The organism is Actinomadura sediminis (genome assembly GCF_042675525.1).
Lineage (GTDB): Bacteria > Actinomycetota > Actinomycetes > Streptosporangiales > Streptosporangiaceae > Spirillospora > Spirillospora sediminis.
In genome coordinates, this window is record NZ_JBHTJA010000067.1 from 18,766 (window position 1) to 38,743 (window position 19,978).

Annotated in this window: 16 protein-coding genes and 1 tRNA gene; 7 read left to right on the forward strand and 10 right to left on the reverse strand. The window is 74.1% G+C overall.

Annotation, left to right across the window (positions count from 1 at the left end):
• The first annotated feature begins 76 nt into the window (after window positions 1-76).
• Window positions 77-1,819 (forward strand): glycoside hydrolase family 6 protein, encoded by a 1,743-nt coding sequence (locus ACFQ11_RS26230; RefSeq protein ID WP_378303221.1) that lies wholly within the window; start codon window positions 77-79, stop codon window positions 1,817-1,819.
• Window positions 1,820-1,978: 159 nt separating this feature from the next.
• Here ACFQ11_RS26230 and ACFQ11_RS26235 read toward each other — a convergent pair whose 3' ends face one another.
• Window positions 1,979-3,076, reverse strand: a complete 1,098-nt coding sequence (locus ACFQ11_RS26235) for a lytic polysaccharide monooxygenase (RefSeq protein WP_378303223.1) — start codon at window positions 3,074-3,076, stop codon at window positions 1,979-1,981.
• Window positions 3,077-3,266: 190 nt separating this feature from the next.
• The gene (locus ACFQ11_RS26240) at window positions 3,267-4,448 is read right to left on the reverse strand and encodes an ROK family transcriptional regulator (RefSeq protein WP_378303225.1); all 1,182 of its coding nucleotides are present in this window, start codon (window positions 4,446-4,448) and stop codon (window positions 3,267-3,269) included.
• Between the two features lie 90 nt (window positions 4,449-4,538).
• Between ACFQ11_RS26240 and xylB the strand changes: the two genes are divergently transcribed.
• Together xylB and xylA are read left to right on the forward strand one after the other, a co-directional pair.
• Window positions 4,539-5,945: a xylulokinase gene (gene xylB, locus ACFQ11_RS26245; protein ID WP_378303227.1), complete on the forward strand. Its 1,407-nt coding sequence runs from the start codon at window positions 4,539-4,541 to the stop codon at window positions 5,943-5,945.
• A 10-nt stretch (window positions 5,946-5,955) separates the two neighbouring features.
• On the forward strand, window positions 5,956-7,116 hold the full coding sequence (gene xylA, locus ACFQ11_RS26250; RefSeq protein WP_378303229.1) for a xylose isomerase: 1,161 nt from the start codon (window positions 5,956-5,958) through the stop codon (window positions 7,114-7,116).
• 47 nt (window positions 7,117-7,163) lie between these two features.
• Here xylA and ACFQ11_RS26255 read toward each other — a convergent pair whose 3' ends face one another.
• Together ACFQ11_RS26255 and ACFQ11_RS26260 are read right to left on the reverse strand one after the other, a co-directional pair.
• Window positions 7,164-8,186, reverse strand: a complete 1,023-nt coding sequence (locus ACFQ11_RS26255; protein WP_378303231.1) for an ABC-2 transporter permease — start codon at window positions 8,184-8,186, stop codon at window positions 7,164-7,166.
• Between the two features lie 29 nt (window positions 8,187-8,215).
• Window positions 8,216-9,145, reverse strand: a complete 930-nt coding sequence (locus tag ACFQ11_RS26260) for an anti-sigma factor RsbA family regulatory protein (RefSeq protein ID WP_378303234.1) — start codon at window positions 9,143-9,145, stop codon at window positions 8,216-8,218.
• Window positions 9,146-9,339: 194 nt separating this feature from the next.
• Here ACFQ11_RS26260 and ACFQ11_RS26265 point away from each other — a divergent pair, with 194 nt between their 5' ends.
• Complete coding sequence (locus tag ACFQ11_RS26265; protein ID WP_378303236.1) at window positions 9,340-9,849, forward strand: mycothiol transferase; 510 nt, start codon at window positions 9,340-9,342, stop codon at window positions 9,847-9,849.
• A gap of 40 nt (window positions 9,850-9,889) precedes the next feature.
• Here ACFQ11_RS26265 and ACFQ11_RS26270 read toward each other — a convergent pair whose 3' ends face one another.
• The 5 genes from ACFQ11_RS26270 to ACFQ11_RS26290 form a co-directional block, all read right to left on the reverse strand.
• The gene (locus ACFQ11_RS26270) at window positions 9,890-11,101 is read right to left on the reverse strand and encodes a glycosyltransferase family 4 protein (protein WP_449193604.1); all 1,212 of its coding nucleotides are present in this window, start codon (window positions 11,099-11,101) and stop codon (window positions 9,890-9,892) included.
• Between the two features lie 169 nt (window positions 11,102-11,270).
• Window positions 11,271-12,467: a L,D-transpeptidase gene (locus tag ACFQ11_RS26275; RefSeq protein ID WP_378303238.1), complete on the reverse strand. Its 1,197-nt coding sequence runs from the start codon at window positions 12,465-12,467 to the stop codon at window positions 11,271-11,273.
• 216 nt (window positions 12,468-12,683) lie between these two features.
• Window positions 12,684-13,856 carry a L,D-transpeptidase gene (locus ACFQ11_RS26280; protein ID WP_378303240.1) on the reverse strand — a complete coding sequence of 391 codons (1,173 nt, stop codon included), beginning with the start codon at window positions 13,854-13,856 and terminating at the stop codon, window positions 12,684-12,686.
• Between the two features lie 155 nt (window positions 13,857-14,011).
• Window positions 14,012-15,076 carry a VC0807 family protein gene (locus ACFQ11_RS26285; RefSeq protein WP_378303242.1) on the reverse strand — a complete coding sequence of 355 codons (1,065 nt, stop codon included), beginning with the start codon at window positions 15,074-15,076 and terminating at the stop codon, window positions 14,012-14,014.
• Window positions 15,077-15,295: 219 nt separating this feature from the next.
• Window positions 15,296-16,222, reverse strand: a complete 927-nt coding sequence (locus tag ACFQ11_RS26290) for a LysR family transcriptional regulator (protein ID WP_378303244.1) — start codon at window positions 16,220-16,222, stop codon at window positions 15,296-15,298.
• A gap of 143 nt (window positions 16,223-16,365) precedes the next feature.
• Between ACFQ11_RS26290 and ACFQ11_RS26295 the strand changes: the two genes are divergently transcribed.
• On the forward strand, window positions 16,366-17,949 hold the full coding sequence (locus ACFQ11_RS26295; RefSeq protein WP_378303246.1) for a pyridoxal phosphate-dependent aminotransferase: 1,584 nt from the start codon (window positions 16,366-16,368) through the stop codon (window positions 17,947-17,949).
• 126 nt (window positions 17,950-18,075) lie between these two features.
• On the opposite strand, the gene ACFQ11_RS26300 is transcribed toward ACFQ11_RS26295, so the two are convergent.
• Window positions 18,076-18,147, reverse strand: a tRNA-Trp gene (locus tag ACFQ11_RS26300).
• A 310-nt stretch (window positions 18,148-18,457) separates the two neighbouring features.
• On the opposite strand from ACFQ11_RS26300, the gene ACFQ11_RS26305 reads away from it, so the two are divergent.
• The gene (locus ACFQ11_RS26305; RefSeq protein ID WP_378303248.1) at window positions 18,458-19,030 is read left to right on the forward strand and encodes a hypothetical protein; all 573 of its coding nucleotides are present in this window, start codon (window positions 18,458-18,460) and stop codon (window positions 19,028-19,030) included.
• Between the two features lie 315 nt (window positions 19,031-19,345).
• Window positions 19,346-19,903 (forward strand): CGNR zinc finger domain-containing protein, encoded by a 558-nt coding sequence (locus tag ACFQ11_RS26310; RefSeq protein WP_378303250.1) that lies wholly within the window; start codon window positions 19,346-19,348, stop codon window positions 19,901-19,903.
• The last annotated feature ends 75 nt before the right edge of the window (window positions 19,904-19,978 follow it).

Genomic DNA, 19,978 nt, shown 5'->3' on the forward strand with positions numbered 1-19,978 from the left:
CGAGAGGCTTCCCGTCCCGCTTGCGCCTCCCCCGAATCCATGAGGAACCCGTTCACCCCCGAAGGAAGGATTCCGGATGAGACACCCCCCAGCCCGCCGGTCCACCGGCGGCGCGCGACGCCGCGGGGTCGCGGCGGCCGCGACCGCCGCCCTGCTCGCCTCGGGCACGGTCGCGCTGGCCCAGACGCAGGCCAGCGCGGCCGCCGGCTGCAAGGTCGAGTACACCGCGAACTCGTGGAACACCGGCTTCACCGGTTCGGTGACGGTCACCAATCTCGGTGACGCCCTCACCGGCTGGACCCTCGAATGGGACTTCCCCGGCGACCAGCGGGTGACGTCCGGCTGGAACGGGCGGTTCGCCCAGTCGGGGCAGCACGTCACGGTCACGAACATGGACTGGAACGGCTCGCTGGGCAGCGGCGCGTCCGTGACCCCCGGCTTCCAGGGGACGTTCTCGGGCACGAACCAGGCCCCGGCCGAGTTCCGGCTGAACGGCGTCCTGTGCACCGGGTCGACCGAGCCCACCGATCCCCCGACGGACCCGCCGACGGATCCGCCCACCGACCCGCCCGCGGACGGACGCGTCGACAACCCGTACGCGGGCGTGCAGGCGTACGTCAACCCCGAATGGCGGGCGAAGGCCGCCGCGGAGCCGGGCGGGGACGCGATCGCGGACGAGCCGACCGGCGTGTGGATGGACCGTATCGCCGCGATCGAGGGCGTGAACGGCGGCATGGGCCTGCGCGACCACCTCGACCGGGCGCTGACGCAGGGCGCCGGGCTGTTCCAGGTCGTCGTCTATGACCTGCCGGGCCGCGACTGCGCCGCGCTCGCCTCCAACGGGGAGCTCGGGCCCGAGGAGATCGGCCGGTACAAGACCGAGTTCATCGACCCGATCGCCGAGATCCTCGGTGACCCGAAGTACGCCGATCTGCGGATCGTCGCGGTCGTCGAGATCGACTCGCTGCCCAACCTGATCACGAACGTCTCGGGCCGGCCGACCGTCACCGAGAACTGCGACGTCATGAAGGAGAACGGCAACTACCAGGAGGGCATCGCCTACGCGCTCGACAAGCTGGGCGCGATCCCGAACGTCTACAACTACCTGGACGTCGGGCACCACGGCTGGCTGGGCTGGGACAGCAACTTCGAGCCGACCGCCGAGCTGCTCGCGCAGACGGCGCGGCAGTCCGGCTCGATGTCCAACGTCGCCGGCTTCATCAGCAACACCGCCAACTACGGGGCGCTGAAGGAGCCGTTCTTCACGATCGGCGACACCGTCAACGGCACGTCCGTCCGGCAGTCCGACTGGGTGGACTGGAACCGGTACGTGGACGAGCTGTCGTACGCGCAGGCGTTCCGGGAGCAGCTCGTCGAGGAGGGGTTCGACTCCGGCGTCGGGATGCTGATCGACACGAGCCGCAACGGCTGGGGCGGCGCTGAGCGCCCGTCCGGCCCGGGCCCGATGACGGACGTCAACGCCTACGTCGACGGCGGCCGCACCGACCGGCGGATCCACCCCGGCAACTGGTGCAACCAGTCGGGCGCCGGCCTCGGCGAGCGGCCGCAGACGGCCCCCGAGCCGGGCGTCGACGCCTACGTCTGGATGAAGCCGCCAGGCGAGTCGGACGGTTCCAGCGAGGAGATCCCGAACGACGAGGGCAAGGGCTTCGACCGGATGTGCGACCCCACGTACACCGGCAACCCGCGCAACGGCGACAACCCGAGCGGCGCGCTACCGAACGCGCCGATCTCCGGGCACTGGTTCTCCGCGCAGTTCCAGGAGCTGCTCGAGAACGCCTACCCGCCCCTCCCCTGACCCGCCGGAGGACGGGCCCCGCGGCAACGGCCGCGGGGCCCGTTCCCTGCGCGGCGGCCGCTCCCGGCGGGGCCGTACCGGGTGCGGGGCCGCGTTCGCCGGTGCGCCCGAAGAGGCCCGCGGCCCCCGGGAGGGGATCGCGGGCCGGTCGGGTGGGGGTCAGGACGTCATGCAGTGCGGGGACGGTTCGTCCGCGGCGCCGGGCACCTGCGCGGTGAACCCGAACGTCGTGGACGCGCCGGGGGCGAGGGACCCGTTCCAGCTCGCGTTCGTCACCGTGACGTCGGCGCCGGTCTGGGTGTGGGAACCGCTCCACAGGCTCCCGATCGTGGCGCCGCCCGCGAGCGTGAAGTGGACGGTCCAGCCGTTCACGGGGAGCGTCCCGGTGTTGGTGACGGTCACCTCGCCCTGGAAGCCGCCGTTCCAGGAACTCACCGTGCCGTAGTCGGCCGTGCAAACCTTGCCCGGCCGCGGCTCGTCGGTGGGCGGGCCGGTGGGGGGATCCGTCGGCGGGTCGGCGGGCGGGTCGGTCGGGGCGCCGGCGTCCCCGCCGATGCCGGTCACCTCGCCGTCGCCGCCGTCGAACACCACGTCGGAGCAGTTGTAGAAGGTCTCCGCGCTGTCCGACCGTTCCCACACCGTGTAGATGAGGTGCCGGCCGCTCTTGCCCGTGGGCAGCCGTGCCGTCCAGTGGTAGTAGGAGTCCGCGCTGCCCGGCGCGCCGGTGCTCGGCGGGTCGGTGACGCGGTAGAAAGGATCTTCCTCCAGGTCGTCCCAGGTCAGCGGCTCGGTCGGGTTCCAGCCGTCCTTGGTGATGTAGGTGCGGAACTCGCCGGGGTGGGCCGCCCACTTGTTGAAGCGGAACTGCAGGTCGGCGCCGGACGTCAGGTGCGTGACCGGCCAGTCGTCGCGGGGCAGGTCGTAGCCGCCGAAGTCGTACACGACCGCGTCCGCGCTGCACAGCCGCCCGTCCGGGATGAAGCCGCGGGTCCGGCCCGCCCCGTCCGAGCGGAGCACGGCGAACCAGTTGTACAGCGAGGTCGTGCCGCTCTGCGCGACGGCCGCCGCGCACGCGGGGTTCTGCGGGACGATCTGTCCCGTCTCGGTCAGCCCGTCCAGCCAGCACAGGTACGTGCGGCCGCCCGGCATCATGGCCGCGCCGTGCGCGGACGCCGGCGCGGCCGGCAGCAGCGCCCCGGCCAGCATCGCGGGGCCGAGCACGGCCCCCGCCAGGACCGCTCGTCTTCGGGTCGCCATCATCCTCCCGTCCAGGGGTTCGCGGATGTCGTCGCCCGGACGCTAACCGCCGCCGCCGCGCCCCGTGAACGGCCCTTTCACGCTTTCACGGCCCGCCGCGCGGCGCGGCGACCGGCGTCTCCCGGTGGCCGGTCGGCTGATCGCGTCGTTCGTCGCGCGGCGGGTCGGCGCCCGGGGCGCCTGGTCCGGCTCAGGGCAACAGCGGGCCGGGGTCGGCGAGGAGGCGCTCGATGACCAGGCCCGCGGCGCCGAGGACGGCGGCGCCGTCGGCGAGCGCGGACACCTCGACGGGCGGCACGGCGCGGCGCAGGGAGCCCGGCCCGGCGGCGAGGGCGTCGCGCAGCGGCGGGACGATCCAGGGCGCGAGCGGCGGGTAGGCGCCGCCGAGCACGATGGTGTCGGGGTCGAGGAGGTTGACGGCGGCGGCGAGCGCGGCGCCGAGGGAGCGGCCCGCGTGGACGGCGGCCGCGTGCGCCGTCTCGTCGCCGGCCGCCAGCCGGGCGGCGAGCAGGTCGAGCGGCGCGTCGCCCGCGGGGATCCCGGCGGCGCGCAGGAGGGCGTCCCGTCCGGCGATCTGCTCGAGGCAGCCGCGGCCGCCGCAGGGGCAGGACGGGCCGGACGGGTCGGCGACGAGATGGCCGAGTTCGCCCGCGAAGCCGTGCGCGCCGCGGAAGACGCGCCCGTCCACGACGATGCCGGCGCCGATGCCGATCTCGCCGGAGACGTGGACGAAGTCGCCGAGTCGGGTCCCGCCGCCGAACCACAGCTCCCCGAGGGCCGCGAGGTTGGCCTCGTTGTCGTACTCGGCGCGCAGCCCGGCGAGCGCGCCGGTCACGGGCACGTCCGTCCAGCCGAGGTTCGGGGCGTGCCGGACGACCCCGTTCCCGCGGTCGAGCAGGCCGGGCAGCGCGACGGCGGCGCCGGCCGCGGTGAGGCCCTGTCCGGCGGCCGCGGCGACGGCGTCCTCCGCCAGCCCGGCGAGCGCGGCGAGGACGGCGGCGGGTTCCCGGCCGCGGTTGTCGCCGGTGACGACGTGCCGGTAGCGGACCCGGCGGGCCAGGTCCAGGACGCACGCGGAGAGGTGGTCGACGCCGACCTCCAGGCCGAGCCCGGCGGCGCCGTCGCCGCGCAGCGAGACGGCCACGCCGGGACGGCCGCGCTCGCCCTCGTGGACGGGCGCGCCGTCGACGACGAGGCCCGCGTCGTCCAGGACCCCGACGAGGTTGGACACCGTGGTCTTGGTGAATCCGGTGAGCTCGGCGAGGCGGGCCCGGGTGACGGGCTGGTGCCGGGCGATGTGCTCCAGGACGACGGCGAGGTTCCGGACGCGCATCGTGGCGTGCCGGACGGGGACGTTCCCGGAGTTCGTCATGGACGCACCCTAATTCAGTCGGGGCTATAGGCAGGTGCCGGTCCCACTGCTACGTTACTTAAGTCCACATTGTTGACGAAAGGGGCGCGGATGGCCGAGCGGCTGGTCGCGGGCGTCGATTCCTCGACGCAGTCGACGAAGGTCGTGCTGTGCCGTGCGTCCGACGGCGCCGTGGTCGGCGAGGCGTCGGCGCCGCACCCGGACGGCACCGAATGCCACCCGGACCGCTGGTGGGACGCGCTGCGGCGGGCGGGCGCGCTCCTCGAGCGGGCGGACGCGGTGGCCGTCGCCGCGCAGCAGCACGGCATGGTCGCGCTCGACGCGGACGGCGAGGTCGTCCGGCCCGCACTGCTGTGGAACGACACCCGCTCGGCACCGCAGGCGCGCGCGCTGGTGGAAGAGCTGGGCGGCGCCCGGGTGTGGGCAGAGCAGACGGGCAGCGTGCCCGTCGCGTCGTTCACGGTGAGCAAGCTGCGGTGGATGGCCGAGCACGAGCCGGAGAACGCGCGCCGCACCGAGCGCGTGCTGCTCCCCCACGACTGGCTGACGCTGCGGCTCGGCTCGGACGGCCCGGTCACCGACCGGGGCGACGCGTCCGGCACCGGCTACTGGTCGCCCGCCGAGGGCGTCTACCTGCCGGACGTCCTGCGCGCCGCGCTCGGCCGCGACGCCGAGCCGCCGCGGGTGGCGTCCCCCGGCGAGCGGGTCGGGACGACGCCCTGGGGCGCGGCGCTCGCCGCCGGCACGGGCGACAACATGGGCGCGGCCCTCGGCCTCGGGCTGCGGCCCGGCGACGTGGTGCTGTCGATCGGGACGTCCGGGACGGCGTTCGCGGTCGCGGACGCACCCGCCGCCGACCCGTCCGGCCTGGTCGCGGGGTTCGCCGACGCGACCGGCCGGTTCCTGCCGCTGGTCTGCACGCTGAACGCCGCCCGGATCCTGGAGGCCGCGGCGTCGCTGACCGGCGCGACGCTGGACGAACTGTCGGCGCTCGCGCCGGCCGCCGAGCCGGGCGCGGGCGGGCTGACGCTGCTGCCCTACCTGGACGGGGAGCGCACCCCCGACCGCCCGGACGCGACGGGCGTCCTCACCGGGCTGACCACGGCGAACGCCACCCGGGAGAACATGGCGCGGGCGGCGGTGGAGGCGCTGCTGTGCTCGCTCGCCGACGCCGTCGACCATCTGGCCGCCCAGGGCGTCCGGCCGCGCCGCACGCTGCTGATCGGCGGCGGCGCGCGCGGCGAGGCCGTCCGCGCGCTGGCCCCGGCGATCCTCGGCACGCCCGTCACCGTGCCCGAACCCGCCGAGTACGTGGCGCTCGGCGCCGCCCGGCAGGCCGCCTGGGCGCTGGCCGGGACGCCGGACCCGCCGGACTGGCCGCCGCCGCCCGCCACCGAGTACACCGCCGACCGCGTCGAGACGGACGTCCGCGCGCGCTACGCCGCGCTGCGCGACACCGCCCCGGCGCTCGGTACGGCGGCCGAGCAAGGCCGATAAGGAGGACGACATGAGCGACTACACCCCGGCTCCCGAGGACCGGTTCTCGTTCGGCATATGGACGGTCGGCTGGCAGGGGGTGGACGTGTTCGGTCCGGGCACCCGGCCGCCGATGGCCGCGGACCGGGCCGTCCGCGGGCTCGCCGAGATCGGCGCGTACGGCGTGAACTTCCACGACAACGACGTGTTCGACTTCGACGCGTCGGCGGCCGAGCGGCGGCAGCGGATCGACGCGTTCCGCAAGGCGCTGGACGAGACGGGCCTCGTCGTCACCACCGCGACGACGAACCTGTTCGGCCATCCGGTCTTCAAGGACGGCGCGTTCACCTCCAACGACCGGGACGTCCGGCGGTTCGCCCTGCGCAAGGTGATGGACAACCTCGACCTGGCCGCCGAGCTGGGCGCCCGCACGTACGTCTGCTGGGGCGGCCGGGAGGGCGCGGAGTCGGGGGCGGCCAAGGACGTCCGCGCCGCGCTGGACCGGTACAAGGAGGCGTTCGACGTGCTCGGCGCCTACGTGACCGACCGGGGATACGACATCAGGTTCGCGATCGAGCCGAAGCCGAACGAGCCGCGCGGCGACATCCTCCTTCCCACGGTCGGGCACGCGCTGGCGTTCATCCAGGAGCTGGAGCGCCCGGAGATGGTCGGCCTCAACCCCGAGGTCGGGCACGAGGAGATGGCGGGCCTGAACTACGCGCACGGCCTGGCTCAGGCGCTGTGGCACGGCAAGCTGTTCCACATCGACCTCAACGGGCAGCACGGCCCGCGCTACGACCAGGACCTGCGGTTCGGCGCCGGGAACGTGCGCGGCGCGTTCTGGGTGGTCGACCTGATCGAGCAGAGCGACTACGACGGCCCGATCCACTTCGACTTCAAGCCGCCGCGGACCGAGGACGACGCGGGCGTTTGGGAGTCGGCGGCGGCCTGCATGCGCAACTGGCTGATCCTGCGGGAGAAGGTGCGCGCGTTCCGCGCCGACCCCGACGTGCGGGAGGCGCTGCGGGACGCCCGGCTGGACGAGCTGGCCCGGCCGACGCTCGCCGCGGGCGAGGACTGGCGGTCCGTCCGCGACGCGTCCCCCGACGTCGAGGCCCTCGCGGTCCGCGGCGCGGCGCACGAGCGTCTCGACCAGCTCGCCCTCGAGCACCTCTACGGCGTCCGCTCGTAGGACCGGCGGGCACGCGGGAGCCCGCCCCCGGCCGGGCGGGCTCCCGTTCAGTCCGTGCGATCGCGGCGGGTCCGCGCGGCCGCCGCGGCGAGGGCGATCACCGTCCCGGCGGCGGCGTACCCGGCGAGCACCCACCAGGCGCGCGCCGTGCCGTGCCCGGCGAAGTAGACGGTGTTGCGGACGAGCGTCACCGACGCCCCCGTCGGCAGCCAGTCGCCGATGACCCGCCAGAACGCCGGCAGCAGCGACGCCGGATAGGCGCCGCCGGCGCTGGGGTTGCCGAGGACGACGAACAGCAGGATCGCGACACCGATCCCGACGAGCCCGAACAGCGCCTGCAGGGCGACGGTGAACGCGGCGGCGGCGAACACCGTCAGCGTCCCGATCCCCCACAGCGCCGGGAAGTGCCCGTCCAGCGCACCGAGCAGCGGTCCGGCGATCCACGCGCCCGCGGCACCGGACGCCACCGCGTACAGCGCCAGCGCGCACAGCCGGATCAGGGTCCGGCGGGGGTTCGCCGCCCGGGCGCCCGCGGACAGTCCGAGGATCGACGCGGCCAGGTACCCCCCGACCATCCACCCGATCGTCAGGTAGAACGACGACAGCCCGCGGGCGTCCCTCGGGTCGGGCGGCCGGACGTCGACCACCCGCACGTCCCGTCCCCGCGCCGACTCCACCCGCTCGGCCAGGCTCGCGGCGGCCTCGGCGGCGGCCGGGCCCGCGGCGGACGCGACCAGCAGCGTGTCCGTCGTGCCGCGCGGGTCGACGACCACGGCCGCGCTCACCTCGCGGCGCAGCAGCAGCCGCCGCGCCTCCTGCTCGCCGCGCACCGGCCGGGCGTCCACGGGCCGGCCCGGGAGCCCGTCGAGCCGCCGGGCCATCTGCTCCGCCGCCTGCGGCGGGGCGGCGACCGCCACGGGAAGCCGGTTCAGGTCGGGCGCGTGGAACGCCCCGATATAGGACACGATGAAGCCCAGTTGCAGGACGAAGACGCCCACGACGAGTGCCACCGCGCGCGGCGTCACCGCGTCGCGCACCTCGGCGGCGAATCCGCGTTCGGCAGTGCTCATGACCGGCGCCTACCCGATCATCGGACGTTCTAGCGGGGAGAACGCCGAACGCGGGTGTGCAGCCGCACGGTCGTCCCGTCCGGGCCCGGGCGGACGTCGAGGTGGTCGCAGATCTGCCGGGCGAGCCAGAAGCCGTCGCCGGGCGTGGGGCGGAGGGTCGGCGGGTGCAGGCCGATGAACGGGTCGAGCGCCATCGGCAGCCGCACGTCGCACACCACCTCGCCGGGCTGCGCCCACAGCGCCACCGTCGGCCGCCCGTGCCCGCCCGCCGCCCCGCCGACGATCTCGCCCACCGCCGCCGAGAAGATCACCATGTGCTCGCCGAGCAGCCCCAGCGCCGCCGTCTCCAGCACGATCGCGTGCCGCATCCGCCCGAGGTCGCCGCCGAACGCCAGCGTCACCGCGTCGCGCGGCGGGGACGGCAGCGGCGCGGCGCGGCCCCGGACGAACGCGAGCGGCTGGACGTACGCCGTGCTCGGGCGCACGTCCGTGCCGCGGATCATCTCCGGATGGGTGCGCCGCACGTTCGCGACGATCCCCGGCGGCACGTTCCGGGAGTCGTACGGGCAGACCATGTGGATGCCGGTGCCGCCGAGCACGGTGTTGAGCGCGGCCTCCATGCACTCCCACGCCTCGACGCGCCGCGGCGAACACCCCGCCCAGACCGGCTCCGCCAGGATCCGGACGCGCTCGTCCCGCGGGTGGCGGTGCCGGTAGGCGGTGAACGCCGAGATCCGCTGCTGCGGGCGGCGGCCGAACCCGCCCGTCTCGCCGAAATCGACCCGGTGCGCGTGCCTGCCCAGGACCGCCCGCACCAGTTCGATGTTCGCCGTGGTCGTCGCGACGAGCACCGGCTCGTCCCGTTCCAGGCCCTCGACGATGAACGGCACGGCCGTCTCCACGAACTCGTCGTCGCACGCGTACACGCACCCCTGGTGGACGAACGCGGAGCGGCTCACCGCCCGTCCTCCGGCACGCCGCGGATCAGCGCCCCGGGCACGCTCCACCCCACCGCACGCGCGAACCCCCCTGCACCTCGCACGGTCATCGACACACCAAGGATCCATCCGGTCACGCTCAGTATCAAGCGGAACGCCGACATCCGGGCCTCCGGGACCTGAAATCGCCGCCTCCCCGCACTAGCCTCGGGCCAATGACCAGTGCCGAGCTGCTCACCGACGCCTTCGACCGGGTCCGCGACGAGGTCCACGCCGCAGCCGGCGGCCTCACGCCCGACCGGCTCGTGTTCCGCGCCGACCCGGAGGCGAACACGATCGCCTGGCTGCTGTGGCATCTGACCCGCGTCCAGGACGACCACATCGCCGGCGTCGCCGGCATCGGGCAGCGGTGGACGTCGGGCGGATGGGCCGATCGCTTCGCGCTCCCGCTCGACCCGTCCGACACCGGATTCGGCCACGGACCGGACGAGGTCGCGGCGGTCCGCGTCGATTCCCCGGACCTGCTGACCGGCTACCACGACAGCGTCCACGCGATGACGACCGGCTACGTCGCCGGCCTGACCGACGCCGACCTGCCCGTCGTCGTCGACCGCGCCTGGGATCCGCCCGTCACCCTGGGCGTCCGCCTCGTCAGCGTCGTCTCCGACTGCCTGCAGCACGCGGGCCAGGCCGCGTTCGTCCGCGGCCTGGCCGAACGCGGCTGAGGCGCGGGCCGGACCCGCGGCGGGCCTCCGCGGGTCCGGGTCAGGGGCCGGGGGCGCGTTCCTCCTCGTGCCGCTCCAGGCGTTTCCGGGGGACGCGCGCGCCCGGCGAGGGGGCGCGGAGCGGCGGGTGGAGGTCGGCGAGAAGCGCCGTCCACCGTGCGGCGACGCCGGCCGCTTCGTAGGCGCGCGCCGACTCGCGGGCCCGCTCGCCCAGGCGGTCGCGCAGCGCCGGGTCGGCGACGAGGCGGCGGAGCGCGGCCGTGAGGGCCGCGCCGTCGTCGACGGGCACCAGCAGGCCGTCCCGGCCTGGTTCGATCATCTCGCGGGGCCCGTGCGGGCAGTCGGTGGAGACGACGGCGAGTCCCTTCGTCATGGCCTCGATGACGACCATCGGCATGCCCTCGCGGCGGGAGGTGAGGGCGTAGATCGCGGCCTGCTCCATCTCGGCGTGCAGCCGGCGGCTGGCGGGGCGGATCTCGACGCGGCCGGTGAGGCCGCGCTCGGCGACCAGGTCGTGCAGGGCGGCGCGCCGGGCTCCGGCGCCGAAGATCCGCAGCGTCCAGTCGGGGTGCTCGGCGGCGATCGGCGCGAACGCCTCGATGAGCAGGTCGAAGCGCTTGTTCTGGACGAGCCGCCCGGCGGCCAGGACGACCTTGCCGGTGCGGCGGGACGGGCCGCCGGGCATGTCCGGCACGGCGTTCGGGATCCGGACGATGCGGACCGGCGATCCGGCGAGGGCGTCCTCGTACTCGGCGCGGGCCGCCTCGGTCAGCGTCGTCAGGACGTCCAGCCGCCGGTAGTCGCGGAGGATCTGGCGCCGCAGCGGGGGCTTGTAGGACCCGAGGCTCATGTGGTCCTGCCCGATGAGGGTGACGCCGCGCGGGGAGAGCGCCGCGACGAGCAGGTTCAGCGACGGCCGGGTGGCGATGAGGACGTCCGGCGGCGCGGCCCGCAGCGTCCCGAGCAGCCGCAGGTCGGTCCAGAGGTTCATCCACTTGAAGGACGCCTCTTCCTTGGGGATGAGCACGCTCGGCAGCCGTGACAGCAGCCGGGCGGCGCGTCCCCGCGGCGCGAGGCGGTCATCGGCGTAGGTGACCGTCACGCCGTCGGGCAGCGGGAAGAACGGCTTGGCGCTGTTGCGGATCACGCTGACGATCTCGACGTCGTGGTCGCGGGCCAGCCTGCCGCTCAGGTTGAGCACGGTGCGGATGGTTCCGCCGGTGCCGTGGGCGTTCTGCAGGAGGATCCGCACACGGAGGCGTTCGCCCCGGTGCGGCGGCCGCCGCCGAAGCAGCGCCCGCGCGGCCCGCAGCGCCGTCCGGCGGGGGGTGCGCGCGCTCGTTCGCCCGGTCGTCTTTCACCGGGTCCCCGTTCGCAGGCGGCATTCCCGGCATTGTTACCCGTCCCGGGTCAGCCGAACATCATCCGGTCGTCACGGTGCGGTTCAGGGCGCTGCCCTTCACCCACTTGTCCCAGGACATCTCGTAGTAGCTCCAGCCGTTGTTCCAGTCCAGCTTCCGCTTGCTCCCGGTGATGATCACCGGGTCGCCGCGGTAGGACCAGTTGTAGAACCAGCGGGCGTCCTTGGGCGGCGAGTTGACGCAGCCGTGGCTGACGTTCTGCTCGCCCTGCGCCCACACGGTGGAGGCCATGGAGTGGACGTACTCGCCGCTCTGGGAGATCCGCACGGCGTACGGGATCACCTCGCGGTAACCGCCGTTCGCCTTGTCCTCCGGATCGACGCCCATCCACTCGGACGTCATGATCGCCGGGTTCTCCTTGCCCATGGTCAGGTGGACGCCGCTGGAGGTGAGGTAGGTGTCGACGCCGTTGACCACCCGGCCGCCCTTCCCGGCGCTGATGGGCCAGGAACGGACCTTCTTGCCGTTCTCGTAGGCGACGGCCTTCTTCGTCTTGGTGCTGACCTTGAGGATGTGCGAGTCGCCGATGCGGAACGCGCGCCCGACGTCCCTGGTGCCGTAGGTGCCCTTGCCCGACTTCACGCCGGCGAGGTCGGCCTCGAAGGACACCTTCTGGTTCGGCTTCCAGTAGTCGCCGTTCTTCGTGCGGAAGACGACCTGCTTGTCGCTCACCCAGTACCAGGCGCCGGTGGCGGGCTTGGACGACTTGACCTGCAGTGCGCTCTCGACGGCCTTCTTGTCGTCGACGTCGCGGTTGAACGTCACGGTGATCGGCATGCCGACGCCGACCTTCTCGCCCTTGCGCGGGATGATGTCGGCGATCTCGAGCTTCTGCTTCGCCTCCAGGGTGGCGATGCTCGCGTTGACGGTCGTCCTCTTGCCTTCGGGGGAGACCGCGACGGCCGACACCTGGAACTTCGTGTCCGGCCGCAGCGTCCGCGACTTCCAGCTCGTCCGGTCGGCGGACATGGTCCCGGCGTCGCTGATCGGCCCGTTCTTCCAGGACAGCGTGACGTTCTCGAGCGTGCCGCCCGTGGTCTTCACGACGACGCCCGCCTCCGGGAGGGCCTTGGTGTTCCCGTCGCCCGGGGCGATCGTCACCTGCGGCGCGGCCGCCTCGGCCTGCTCGCCGGCGACGCCCGCCGCCTTCTCGTCTCCCGAGCAGGCGGCGGTGAGGAGGATCACGACCCCCGCCACCGCCGTACCGGCCCCGCTCCGTCGCCGCGTTCGCCGTGCGGACACGTGCTGCACCGCCACCTCCAGATACCCCGCCGTATCAGGAAGACATTAGCGACAAAAGTCGCCGATCATGCCTTGTCCCGAGGTGCTCGACGCCCGTCGAGATCAAAGCGTTGCACGGCGGAGACCTGCGCGGACCCGCCCGGCCGCCGGGACGGCCGAGCCGGGCCGGGGTCACTTCAGGGCGCTGCCTTCCTTCCACTCGTTGAACGACATCTGCCAGTAGCCCCAGCCGTTGTTCCACTCGATCTGGCGGTCGCTGCCCGTCAGCTTCAGGACGTCGCCGCGCTGCATGATGTCGTAGTACCACTTGGCGTTCGCCGGGCTCAGGTTGAGGCACCCGTGGCTGACGTTGGCGCTCCCCTGGACGCCGACGGTGGACGGCATGGAGTGCGTGAACTCGCCGCTGTTGGAGAACCGGACGCCGTAGTTCACGACCGTCTTGTAGTAGCCGGGGTCTCCGGGCTTGCGGCCCGGGGAGATCATCGTCACCGGGTTCTGCTTGCCCATCAGCAGATGGACGCCGCTGGTGGTGGTGTACTCCCGGGTGGTGCCGTTGCCGGCGCTGAACGGGATCGTGCGCAGCTTCTTACCGTCCCGGTAGACGGTCATGTGGTGCTCGCTGATGTCGCCCTTGGTGATCTGTTCCGCGCCGACGGTGATGGTCGCCTCTTTGTCGGCCTCCCCGTAGACGCCGCCGCCCACGTTGACGCCCGCGAGGTCGGCGTCGAACTTGATCTTCTGGTGGGGCTCCCAGTACGTCTTCGTCCGGTAGATGACCTGCTTGTCGTCGATCCAGCGCCACGCGCCCTCGACGGGCTTCTGCGGCGTCACCTCGAGGACCTTCTCAACGGCCGCCCGGTTCCCCACCGGGCGGTTGAACCGCACGATGATCGGCGCCCCGACGCCGACCTCCTCGCCCTCGACGTTCGGGGTCACGTCGACGATCTCGAGCGTCTGGGCGGCGTCGAGGGTGGCGAACGAACTGGTCGCGGTCTGGCTCTTGCCGTCGTTGCCGGCCACGGCGGTCACCGTGTACCGCGTGTCGGGCTTCATCGTCCGGTCGGAGCGCCACACGGTGCGGTCGGCGGAGAGCTTCCCGGTGATCTCCGCGCCGTCGCCCTGGACGGTGACCTTCTGCAGGGTGCCGTCGACGACCTTCACCTCGATCGTCCCGTCCGGCTTGACCTGGGTCGTCCCGTTGGCCGGCGTGATCGTCACCGTGGTCTTCGTCTCGTCGGACGCCAGGCCCGCGCCGGAGGTGTCGCCGCTGCAGCCGGCGGCGAACATCACCACCGCGCCCGCGCCCCCGGTCACCGCCAGGCCCAGTCGCCTCTTGCCAGCCACAAACTCCCCCATTCACCAAGATCAGCTCAGTGTTCTACAAACCTATCTAAGCCAGATAGACGAGGGTACACGCGGGAAAGTTCAGGTCACCGGCCGGGCAAAAAGTCGTCCCGCCGCCCGTGCGGGGCGGCGGGACGTGGTAGGCCCCGGGTGCGTCAGGCGCTTCCGGCGGGCTTCCAGTTGATGTGGCGCAGGAGCCGCTTGAACCCCCACACCGAGACGGCGACGCCGAACGCGCCCAGCGCGGCGACGATGCTGGTCCGCAGCCACAGGTACGTGCCGATCGACTGGTTGAACAGCATCCAGACGCTGACGAGCACGTTCGTGAACAGAACCATCGACCACAGCAGCGAGATCCGCAGGAAGAACCGGTGGACCCTGCCGTGCTTGAGGAACGCCTCCGGGATCGGGGCCATGTCCTTGGCGAGCTTCATCGCCAGAGGCTTGCCCAGCGGCACCGACGCCAGGAACGACATGCTGACGATCAGCGTGCCGAGGGTCGGCTGGAGGAAGTAGACCACCGCGCTGCCGGTCGCGGCGGACAGGGCCGCGCGGACCGTCACGCCGACCGCGGCCAGCATGAGCATCCCCGACACGGGATGCCCGCGCAGGTACCGGTACGCGATGCCGCCGTACACCCACGCGACCGCGGCGACGAGCGCGCCGTTCAGGCCGAGCAGCGTGAGCGCGGCGTAGAACACCAGGACCGGGGCGATGACGCCCTCGAAGAAGCGCGGCAGCGCGTGCACGAGGAGGGCCCTGATCCGCGGCAGCTCGAAGACGTGGTGCCCCTCGCCCTCGGTGTCCGCCGCGGCCGTGGCCCCGGAGCCGGCCCCGCCGGCCTCCGCGCCCCCGGCCGCCGTGTGCCCGGCCGCCGTGTGCCCGGCCGCCGTGTGCCCGGACTCGGCCTGCCCGGACTCGGTATGCCCGGACTCGGTGTGCACGGCCTTCGCGGACACGGCCTCCGGGGATACCGGTCCCGCCCTCCCGGGCGGTGCCGTGCCGGACGATGCCGCCTCCGCGGAGGCGGACCCGCCCGGACCGGGCACGATCGCCCGGTGCCGTCCGCGGTCCGCCCGCGCCTCCTCGGCGCGCGCCTTCACGAGGACCGTGTCCTGGAAGTGCGCGTCCTGAGGCCGTACGGGCTCGGCCGGTGCCGCCGGAGCGGACGGCGCCGTCACCGCGGACGGCGCCGTGTGCGTGGTCGCCGGTCGTTCCATCGAGCGCTGCGCTCCCCGATCGGTGTGCAAAGACTCGGATGTCGTCACGATTCGCCCCACCGTACGTGATGATCCGCGCGAATCCGGCCGTTTCGAGGGCAAAACTCGCGCGTGCCGTCCCGCACCGTGTCCCCCTCAGGCACCATCGCACACTCGCGTGACCTCGGCGAACGTCCGCAACCGCGCTCCGGGCGGGGAAATCGGGCCGGCGGTCGCGGGTCATCCTTCGGGCGGCGCCGGCTGGACGTCACGGGCGGCGGCGTAGATCGCACGGAGCGTCACCGCCACGGACGGGCGGCGCACGCTGGCGCTGCGGGTGACGGCGTACACCTCGCGGGCCAGGGTGCACTCGGGGATGCGGCGGACGGCGACGCCGCGGTCGCCCGCGGCGAGGGCGAGGGCGGGCACGGCGGTGACGCCGATGCCGCGCGCCACGAGGCTGAGGATCGTGTGCAGCCCCTCGAACTCCCAGGGGACGGGCCGGTGGCCGCCCACGGTGTCCAGCAGCCGCTCGAGGGCGTCGCGGGACGGTTCGCCGCCCGGCGCCGCCAGCCACGGCTCCTCGCGCAGCCGCTGCAGGTCGACGGGCAGGCCGGGGTCCGACAGCGGGTGGGAGGCGGGGACGACGAGGACCAGCGGGTCGCGGCGCAGGTGGAAGAACTCGAGCGCGGCGGGCGACTGGTGGGGGACGGTGCCCGCCCAGTCGTCGACCAGCGCGATGTCGACCTCGCCGTTCTGCACCTGCCGGACGCCGTCGACGGGGCGGGTCTGCCGCAGGACGAACGTCAGCCCCTCGTGTTCCCCGAGGCTGTGCGCGAGGGCGGGGGCGAAGGCGACGGCGGCGGTGGGGAACGCGGTCACCACCACCCGCCCGGTGGGGGTGTCGGACGCGGCGGACAGCTCCGCCTCGGCCGTCTCGACCAGCCCCAGGATCTCCTCGGCGCGCGCCGCCAGCCGCCGCCCGGCGTCGGTGAGCTCGGCGCTGCGGGCGGTGCGGTCCAGCAGCGGGACGCGCGCCTCCCGCTCGAGCGCGGCGAGCTGCTGGGAGACGGCCGAGGGGGTGTAGCCGAGGGCGGCGGCGGTGGCGGCGATGCTGCCGCGGCGGGCGAACTCCGCGAGGAGCCGGAGGCGGCGCAGTTCGAGCATCACTACATCTTATGGTCAGCATCGCTGAGACTCGCTTGTAGTGATGCTGTGAGCGGGGAAGTATGACTGCGAGCCCGAAAGGGTCACACACGGGGACCACTACTTCACCGTTCGTTATTTCAGCCTGCCCTCTGGAGGCTTTGATGCCAGCCCATAATTCGTCCGCCGCCGATGTGCCGGTGCCGGACTCCTCCGCGCCCGAGGCGGAATCCGACAACCCGCTCGATACGAGCGCCCTCGGCGTCCCCGGCCTCCGCACCGCCGGGCTCAACGCCGCCGATCTCAACGCCGCCGGTTCCGACGCCTCCTGTCACGACGCCTCCGCCGGCCTCGACACCGCCGGCCTCGACACCGCCGTCCTGGACGCGCCCCCGCTGGACGCCTCCGTCCTCGGCCGCCCGGCGCCCGGCCGCGCCGAGGAGGTCCGTCCCGTGCCGTTCGCGCCGCGGCCGGTGCCGCTGTCGCCCACCCTCGCGGTGAACGAGGCCCTCGCCCGCAAGCGGAGCGAGGGGGCGACGGTGCTGCCGCTCGGCTTCGGCGAGGCGGGCGTCCCCGTCCACCCGGCGCTGGCGCGCGAGCTCGCCGCCGCCGCGGACCGGGGCGCCTACGGCCCGGTCGCCGGGTCGGAGGAGCTGCGCGCGGCCGCCGCCAGCTACTGGACGCGCCGCGGCGCGCCGACCGTCCCGGACTCCGTGGTGTGCGGGCCCGGGAGCAAGCCGCTGCTGTACGCGCTGCTGGCGTCCATCGGCGGCGACGTGGTGGTGCCCGCGCCGAGCTGGGTGTCCTACGCGGCGCAGGCGTCCCTGCTCGGCGGGGAGCCGCTGCACGTCGCGACCGCGCCGGGCGAGGGCGGGGTGCCGAGTCCCGCGCTGCTCGCCGACGCCGTCGTGCGGGCGCGGGCGCGGGGCCGCAGCGTCCGGTCGGTGATCGTCACGCTGCCGGACAACCCCACGGGCACGCTCGCGTCCGAGGAGACGGTCCGGCGGCTGTGCGCGGTCGCGCGGGACCTCGACCTCGTGATCGTCTCCGACGAGATCTACCGCGACCTGGTGCACGACCCCACCCGGGCGGTGCACTCCCCCGCCCGGTTCGCGCCGGAGCGGACGGTCGTGACGACCGCGCTGAGCAAGAGCCTCGCGGCCGGCGGGTGGCGGCTGGGGGTGGCGCGCCTGCCGGACGGCCCGTTCGGCCGGGCGCTGCGCGACAGCCTGCTGGGCGTGGCCAGCGAGGTGTGGTCGAGCGCGCCCGCCCCGATGCAGCACGCCGCCGCGTACGCGCTCGCGGAGCCGCCCGAGCTGGTCGAGCACGTCGACCGCAGCCGCCGCCTGCACGCCGCGGTCGCCGGGGCCGTCGCGGAGCGGTTCGCCGCCGCGGGGGCGCGGGTGCGGCGCCCGGAGGCCGCCTTCTACGTGTATCCCGACTTCGGCCCGCTGCGGGAGGCGCTGCGCGCCGGCCACGGCGTCCGGACGGCCGCGGACCTGACCGGCCTGCTCCTCGACCGGTACGGCGTCGGCGTCCTGCCGGGGAGCGCGTTCGGCGACGCCCCGGACGCGCTGCGGATGCGGGTGGCGCCGAGCCTGCTGTACGGACGCGACGACGAGGAGCGCCTCGCGGCGCTGGCGTCCCCGGACCCGGCGGCGCTGCCGTGGATCGCGGGCGCCCTGGACCGGCTCGGCGAGGTGCTGGCGGACCTCGTGGAGACGGTGGGAGAGCCCGCGCTCGCGTGAGCGGAGGACGGCCCCGACGGAGGGCCGCCGCGGACGGCCCGGCCGCGGCGGCCCTCCCGCCGTCTCCGGGCCGCGCGAAAGGAATTGCGGAGCGTAAGGGATCACGGTGATTTCCGTGACGACTTGCAGGGGCGGAGGGAGTCGAACCCACTTTCCGCTGGTTTTGGAGACCAGCCGCCTAACCGGTGGCTCACCCCTTCGTGGCATTCATCACCCGGTGCGATCAATGATCGCCGCGTTCGCCGGCGAGGGCAAAGGATTTTCGCGCCGCCGCCGCCGGACGTCCCGTCCCGCCGGGCCTTCGGCGGCGGTGCCCGGCGAACCCGCGGCATCCCCGACCGGCGCGGATAAGCGTGGTGTAAGGTCCTACGGCACACCGGGCGAACGCCGTGAAGCGGCCATGACGGGCCATGGATCGGGCATGGGGCGTCCCGCCCGGCCATTCTCGTGGTAAACCCATGACGGCGTGATGTCACATAAGTGATGAAAGAAGGCGAGGGGGCCCGCCATGAGGCACGCACAGGACGGGGCTGCCGCGGCGATGAGCGCCGCCTCCCGGATTCTCGTGGCCCGGGGCAAGAACGAGCCCCAGGAGGTCGAGAACCCGGACGTCGCCTGGGGCCAGCGCGCCCGCGACGGGGTGTGGGTGCCGACCAAGGACGGGCAGCGGATCCACTTCGGCGTCGACACCGCCGCGGCCGACACCCCCGCGCAGATGCTGCGGCCCACCCTGCGGGTGTTCGTGGGCGTGGACGTCGACACCGACATCGTGGCGCAGACGACCGCGGGCGGGGTGCGGCTGCTGACGGTGATCCACGGCCCCGGGGCCCCGGCGGAGTTCCGTTTCCCGGTGTCCCTCGCCGACGGGCTCGTGCTCGAGTCGATGCCGTCCGGAGGCTACGACGTCGTCCACCTGCGGTACGGCGCGACCGTGGGCCGGCTCTACAACCCGTGGGCGAGCGACTCGATGTTCCGTCAGGTCAAGGCCGACTACGCCCTGGACGGCTCGGTCGTGACCATGCGCGTGCAGCACGCCGACGCGTACTACCCCGTCGTCGCCGACCCGCACTACGCCCGCTGACCCTCGGCGCGCCCGGGCACGCCGTCCCGTCCCTCGGCCCCGCCACGATGAGGAAGGCGGCCGGAAGCGGCCCCTCCGCGTTGTCGAGCTCTGTCCGGATCGCGCTGCCGGACGCGTCCCCGGGCGGCCCGGGTTCTGGAACGTTCCCGCAGGGTGCGGGGGCCGCACCCGGCCGCGCCCGCGCGCCGCGGTCCGCGCGGGGGGTGCGGCGCGGGGCCGCTCCGGCGTCATAGGGTTGAGTCCGGGCCGCGTCCCGGCCCCCGCGGCGGCGTCCGGCGCAACGACCGCCCCGGTTCCCGGAAGACTGGACTCACCGTGATCTTCACTCATGACACCGAGCACGCGCTCGCCGTGGTCGTCGATCTGATCAACACGGGTGCCGCCGCGTCCGGCGCCGAGGAACTGGACGGGCTGCCGGGGCTGCGGGCGTTCGTGGAGCGCAACTCCTTCAGCGGCCTGGGGGAGGTGACCGGGGACGACGTCGCCGCGGTCCGCCGGCTGCGCGACCGTTTCCACGCGGTGTTCCTTGCCGGGGAGGTGCCGGCGGCCGTCCGGCTCATCAACGACATCGTCGGCGAGGTCCGCACGACCCCCCACCTGACCGACCACGACGGCTACGACTGGCACGTCCACTTCTTCGCGCCGGGGGCGCCGCTCCCCGAGCATCTGGCGGCCGACTGCGGCATGGCCCTGGCGTACGTGGTGGCGGCCGGGGAGCTGGACCGGCTGCGCACCTGCGAGGCGCCCGACTGCGCCCGGGTGCTGGTCGACCTGTCCCGCAACCGGTGCCGCCGCTACTGCGACAGCCGGACGTGCGGGAACCGCATGCACGTCGCGGCCTACCGCGCCCGCCGCCGCGAAGCGGCGCTCTGACCGGGCCGCCGCCCGCCCGGCCGCCGTGATCCGCCCGCCGCGGGCGGCGTGCCCCGGGCGGCGACGGCGTCGAGG

What these genes read in the sequence shown, in the direction of transcription:
- ACFQ11_RS26230 (WP_378303221.1), top strand. Translation starts at nt 77, where the DNA reads ATGAGACACCCCCCAGCCCGCCGGTCCACCGGCGGCGCGCGACGCCGC.
- ACFQ11_RS26235 (WP_378303223.1), bottom strand. Translation starts at nt 3,076, where the DNA reads ATGGCGACCCGAAGACGAGCGGTCCTGGCGGGGGCCGTGCTCGGCCCC.
- ACFQ11_RS26240 (WP_378303225.1), bottom strand. Translation starts at nt 4,448, where the DNA reads ATGACGAACTCCGGGAACGTCCCCGTCCGGCACGCCACGATGCGCGTC.
- xylB (WP_378303227.1), top strand. Translation starts at nt 4,539, where the DNA reads ATGGCCGAGCGGCTGGTCGCGGGCGTCGATTCCTCGACGCAGTCGACG.
- xylA (WP_378303229.1), top strand. Translation starts at nt 5,956, where the DNA reads ATGAGCGACTACACCCCGGCTCCCGAGGACCGGTTCTCGTTCGGCATA.
- ACFQ11_RS26255 (WP_378303231.1), bottom strand. Translation starts at nt 8,186, where the DNA reads ATGAGCACTGCCGAACGCGGATTCGCCGCCGAGGTGCGCGACGCGGTG.
- ACFQ11_RS26265 (WP_378303236.1), top strand. Translation starts at nt 9,340, where the DNA reads ATGACCAGTGCCGAGCTGCTCACCGACGCCTTCGACCGGGTCCGCGAC.
- ACFQ11_RS26285 (WP_378303242.1), bottom strand. Translation starts at nt 15,076, where the DNA reads ATGGAACGACCGGCGACCACGCACACGGCGCCGTCCGCGGTGACGGCG.
- ACFQ11_RS26290 (WP_378303244.1), bottom strand. Translation starts at nt 16,222, where the DNA reads ATGCTCGAACTGCGCCGCCTCCGGCTCCTCGCGGAGTTCGCCCGCCGC.
- ACFQ11_RS26295 (WP_378303246.1), top strand. Translation starts at nt 16,366, where the DNA reads ATGCCAGCCCATAATTCGTCCGCCGCCGATGTGCCGGTGCCGGACTCC.
- ACFQ11_RS26305 (WP_378303248.1), top strand. Translation starts at nt 18,458, where the DNA reads ATGAGGCACGCACAGGACGGGGCTGCCGCGGCGATGAGCGCCGCCTCC.